Genomic DNA, 4,864 nt, shown 5'->3' with positions numbered 1-4,864 from the left:
CCCTCCCCGACACCCCGGGGTGATTCCGACACCCCGTCGCACACGCTCCGCCACCCACCGGTCACCCGGTGGATACCCTCCCGTGGGCGCCCGATCCCCCACCGGTGGCCCGGGCTTCGCCCCCATGTCGTCCCCCGGTCGTGTGACCCCGTCACGCTGGTGCGGGACACGCGGGCCGGCGGGGCCCTATCCTCCCCGGAACCGCGCTTCACCCACCGTCGGAACCGCTCCCTCCCGGGACCGCACCGGGGCGGGCGGACGATGCCGCGCGACCAGGAGGGGCTCCACACCGTGCACGATCGCGCCCGACGACGCGGGCCCCGCCCGCGTTCGTGGCTGACCGCCGCCGTCTTCACCGCACTCGCCCTCGGGCTGTTGCCGTCCGGCCTGCCCGCCGATCTCACCGTGTCGGCCGTCGCCGACGCCCCCCGTGCCCCCGTCGGCCCCGCGGCCGTCCTGCCCGCCTCCCCACCGGTGGTGGCCGGCGCCCGGCTGACCGGGGTGCAGGCCGCCCAACCCGACGGACCCGCGTCCGCGTTCGTCCTGACCCTGGATCTCTCCGAGGATCTGCGCGTCGATTACCTCGGGGCCTCCCGGGTGGCGGGAACCGCGCCCCTGGAGGAGTTGGTGGCCCGACACGACCCGGGGGCCGACCGGGTCACCGTGGCCGCCGTCAACGCCGACTTCTTCGACATCAACCGGACCGGTGCCCCCCTGGGGGCCGGGGTGCGGGAGGGGGAACTGCTGCACTCGGCGAGCCCGGGGCGCGGTGAGGCGGTCGGCTTCGACCTCGACGGCGCCGGCCGGATGCTGGAGGTGCTCTTCGAGGGGAAGGCCGTCACCGCCCGGGGGGAGCTTCCCCTGGACGGCTACAACGCGGCCCGCCTGCCGGTGGACGGCATCGGTCTCTACGGGCCGGAGTGGGGTCCGGTCAACCGGTCGCCGGTGGTGGAGCGCTCGCAGCACGTCGTGGAGGTGGAGTTCCGCGACGGCCTGGTCACCGCGGTGAACGAGGGCGCCGGGGTCGGCCCGATCCCCGACGGCGGGGGTCTGCTCGTGGGACGGGACGCCGGAGCCGGGGCCCTGCAGACCCTCACGGTCGGGGAGCCCCTGGTGCCGGTGTTCTCCGCCCGGGCCTCCGACGGGGGCCCGCTGCCGCACACCGTGGTGGGCGGACAGGAGCCCCTGGTGGTGGACGGGATCGCCCTGAACTGGGACGGCGCCCCGAACAACGTGACCGCCCCGCGCACCGCCGTGGGATTCTCCGCCGACGGCACCGAGATGTACCTGGTGACGGTGGACGGCCGGCAGGAGCACACCGTGGGCATGACCCTGACCGCGCTGGCCTCCTTCATGGCCGAACTGGGCGCCCGGAACGCGCTGAACCTGGACGGCGGCGGTTCCACCACGCTGCTGGCCAGGGCACCGGGGGCGACCTCCGTCCGCGTGGTCAACATGCCCTCGGGCGGGGCGCAGCGCCCGGTGCCCAACGGTCTGGCGATCACCGCGCCGCGCGGCGCGGGTCCGCCGCCCGGCATCCGGGTCGAGACGGTGTTGGTCGGGGAGGACGGCACCCCCGTGGAGCGGGAGCCCGGCGACGCCTCGGTGAACGCCGATGGGGTCCCCGGCCCGGTGGACGGGGAACCCGCCCTCCTCCCGGCCGCGAACGCTCGCTGAGCACGGGCGCGCACGACGAACGCGGGGCCGGACACCTCATCGGTGTCCGGCCCCGCGTCGATGTCGTCCTCCGACGACCGCCCTCCCCGGTGGGGCGTCCCCGGACGTCACCGCCCGGGGAGCGCCGACCTCACAGGTGCGGGGTGATGGCGGGCAGCAGCTGCCCGGAGACCCGGCCGTTGGCCGGGGCGCCGATGGCGGTCATCGACCATCCGTTCCCCACCCGCTGCACCTTGGCCATGATCTGCCCGGTGAAGGGGCCGCCGCCGGTCAGGGTGTAACGGGCCATCTCCTCGCCGGAGGACTCGTCCACCAACCGGCAGAAGGCGGCCTCCACCTCGGCGAAGGTCTGGCCCGTGTAGGAGTTGACGGTGAAGACGATCTGGTCGACCTGCGGCGGGACCGATGTGAGGTCCACCCAGATGGCCTCGTCGTCGCCGCCGGCCCCGGCGCCACCGGTGAGGTTGTCCCCGCCGTGGCGCACCGACCCGCAGCTGCTGGCCAGCTTCCGGAAGGAGACCTCGTCCACCAGCTGACCGTTGGAGAAGAGCATCGCGGAGGCGTCGAGGTCGATCTCCTTGGTGCCGAAGAGCTTGCTCAACCCCTTGCGCTGGATCGCCTTCCACCCCAGTCCCATGCGCACCCGGGTCAGACCGCCCCCGGACTTCTCCAGGCTGATCGCCTGCCCCTTGGTGAGATTGACGGCCATGTCGCGCTCCCCTTCCGCCGTGTGGCCGCGCGCCCGCGCGGCGGATCCACCGGGCCCACCGGCCCTTTCCCCTCACCCTACTGGAGCGGGTTTCCCTACTTCAGGCCCGCTTCGCGCATCTGGCGCAGCTCCTTCTTCAGCTCGGAGACCTCGTCGCGCAGCCGGGCCGCGATCTCGAACTGCAACTCGGCCGCCGCCGACCGCATCCGCTCCGTCAGGTCCTCGATGGTGCGGGCCAGTTCGGTGGCGGGGCGGTCGGTGAGAGCACCGGCGCGCTCGGCGGAGTAGGCGGCGCCGGGGGCGGTCTCCCGGGCGGGGGCGGGAGCCCGGTCCCGTGCGCGGTCGCCGCCCCGCCCACCGGCCGTGCCCTGGCCCCGGTAGCCGGTCTCCAGCAGCTCGCGGGTGTCCACCTCCTCGCGGGCGATGGCCGAGACGATGTCGCCGATCTTCTTGCGCAGCGGCTGCGGGTCGATGCCCCGGGCCTCGTTGTAGGCGATCTGCTTGGCGCGCCGGCGGTTGGTCTCCTCGATGGCCCGCTCCATGGCCGGGGTGATCCGGTCGGCGTACATGTGCACCTGACCGGAGACATTGCGCGCGGCGCGCCCGATGGTCTGGATGAGGGAGGTGCCCGAGCGCAGGAAGCCCTCCTTGTCGGCGTCCAGGATCGAGACCAGGGAGACCTCCGGGAGGTCCAGCCCCTCCCGCAGGAGGTTGATGCCCACCAGCACGTCGTACTCGCCCGCCCGCAGCTCGCGCAGCAGCTCCACCCGGCGCAGGGTGTCCACGTCGCTGTGCAGGTAGCGCACCGCGATGCCCAGCTCGGTGAAGTAGTCGGTGAGGTCCTCGGCCATCTTCTTGGTCAGGGTGGTGACCAGGACCCGCTCGTCGCGCTCGGTGCGGGTGCGGATCTCGTGCACCAGGTCGTCGATCTGCCCCTCGGTGGCCTTGACGACCACCTCGGGGTCCACGAGGCCGGTGGGCCGGATGATCTGCTCCACCACACCGTCGGAGCGGGAGAGTTCGTAGGGCCCCGGGGTGGCGGAGAGGTAGACCGTCTGGCCGACGCGGTCCAGGAACTCCTCCCACTTCAGCGGACGGTTGTCCATCGCGGAGGGCAGGCGGAAGCCGTGGTCGACCAGGGTGCGCTTGCGGGAGGCGTCGCCCTCGTACATCGCGCCGATCTGCGGCACGGTGACGTGCGACTCGTCGATGACCAGCAGGAAGTCCTCCGGGAAGTAGTCCAGGAGGGTGTGGGGGGCCGAGCCGGTGGGACGACCGTCGATGTGCAGGGAGTAGTTCTCGATGCCGGAACAGGTGCCGATCTGCCGCATCATCTCGATGTCGTAGGTGGTGCGCATCCGCAGCCGCTGGGCCTCCAGGAGCCTGCCGCCCCGCTCCAGCTCGGCGAGGCGCCCCTCCAACTCGGCCTCGATGCCGGCGATCGCCTTCTCCATGCGCTCCGGGCCGGCGACGTAGTGGGAGGCGGGGAAGACGTAGAGCTGCTCGTCGGAGGAGATCACCTCCCCGGTCAGCGGGTGGAGGGTGGACAGTGCCTCGATCTCGTCCCCGAACATCTCGATGCGGACGGCCAGCTCCTCGTAGACCGGGAAGATCTCGATGGTGTCCCCGCGCACCCGGAAGGTTCCCCGGGTGAAGGAGAGGTCGTTGCGGGTGTACTGGATGTCCACGAAGCGGCGCAGCAGGGCGTCGCGGTCGATCTCCTCCCCGACCTTCAACCGCACCATGCGGTCCACGTACTCCTGGGGGGTGCCCAGACCGTAGATGCAGGAGACGGAGGCGACGACCACCACGTCACGGCGGGTGAGCAGGGAGTTCGTCGCGCTGTGGCGCAGGCGCTCCACCTCCTCGTTGATCGAGGAGTCCTTCTCGATGTAGGTGTCGGTCTGCGGGACGTACGCCTCGGGCTGGTAGTAGTCGTAGTAGGAGACGAAGTACTCGACGGCGTTGTTCGGCAGCAGCTCGCGGAACTCGTTGGCGAGCTGGGCGGCCAGGGTCTTGTTCGGCGCCATGACCAGGGTGGGGCGCTGCAGGCGCTCGATCATCCAGGCGGTGGTGGCGGACTTCCCGGTGCCGGTCGCGCCGAGCAGGACGACGTCCTTCTCCCCGCCCCGGACCCGGCGCTCCAGATCGTCGATGGCGGTGGGCTGGTCGCCGCTGGGCGAGTAGGGGCTGACGACCTCGAAGGGCGCCACGGTGCGTTCGATGTGGGAGACGGGCCGCATGGCCTCCACGGTACGACCCGGCACCGACAATCGGCCCGTCCACCGCCCCGCCGGTGCGCGAGCGGGGAACGCACCTTTCTGTGATCATCAGATCACTCCGGGTCGCCCCGATTCGTCACGCGCCGTTCCCGGAGCGGTCACGCGCCGGGGACCGAATGTCCTCCCCGAGGGGGAAGTGAATCCGGACGTCGGGGTAGGCGCACCCGCGGCATCCGTCCCCACCGCCCCGTTGCCG

At 72.2% G+C, this 4,864-nt stretch carries 3 protein-coding genes; 1 reads left to right on the top strand and 2 read right to left on the bottom strand.

Annotation, left to right across the window (positions count from 1 at the left end):
• Window positions 1–261: 261 nt before the first annotated feature.
• Window positions 262–1,677 carry a phosphodiester glycosidase family protein gene (locus FOE67_RS16635; protein ID WP_182665069.1) on the top strand — a complete coding sequence of 472 codons (1,416 nt, stop codon included), beginning with the start codon at window positions 262–264 and terminating at the stop codon, window positions 1,675–1,677.
• Between the two features lie 130 nt (window positions 1,678–1,807).
• On the opposite strand, the gene FOE67_RS16630 is transcribed toward FOE67_RS16635, so the two are convergent.
• Together FOE67_RS16630 and uvrB are read right to left on the bottom strand one after the other, a co-directional pair.
• Entirely contained in the window at window positions 1,808–2,386 is a 579-nt protein-coding gene (locus FOE67_RS16630) for a TerD family protein (protein ID WP_182665067.1), read from the bottom strand.
• A 95-nt stretch (window positions 2,387–2,481) separates the two neighbouring features.
• Window positions 2,482–4,629, bottom strand: coding sequence for an excinuclease ABC subunit UvrB (gene uvrB, locus FOE67_RS16625; protein WP_182665065.1), 2,148 nt, complete (start codon window positions 4,627–4,629; stop codon window positions 2,482–2,484).
• Window positions 4,630–4,864 lie beyond the last annotated feature (235 nt).

This window comes from Streptomyces calidiresistens (genome assembly GCF_014141525.1).
Taxonomy (GTDB): domain Bacteria; phylum Actinomycetota; class Actinomycetes; order Streptomycetales; family Streptomycetaceae; genus Streptomyces; species Streptomyces calidiresistens.
The sequence above is the reverse complement of the archived record's forward strand: the minus strand, read 5'-3'. Positions and strand labels throughout refer to the sequence as shown.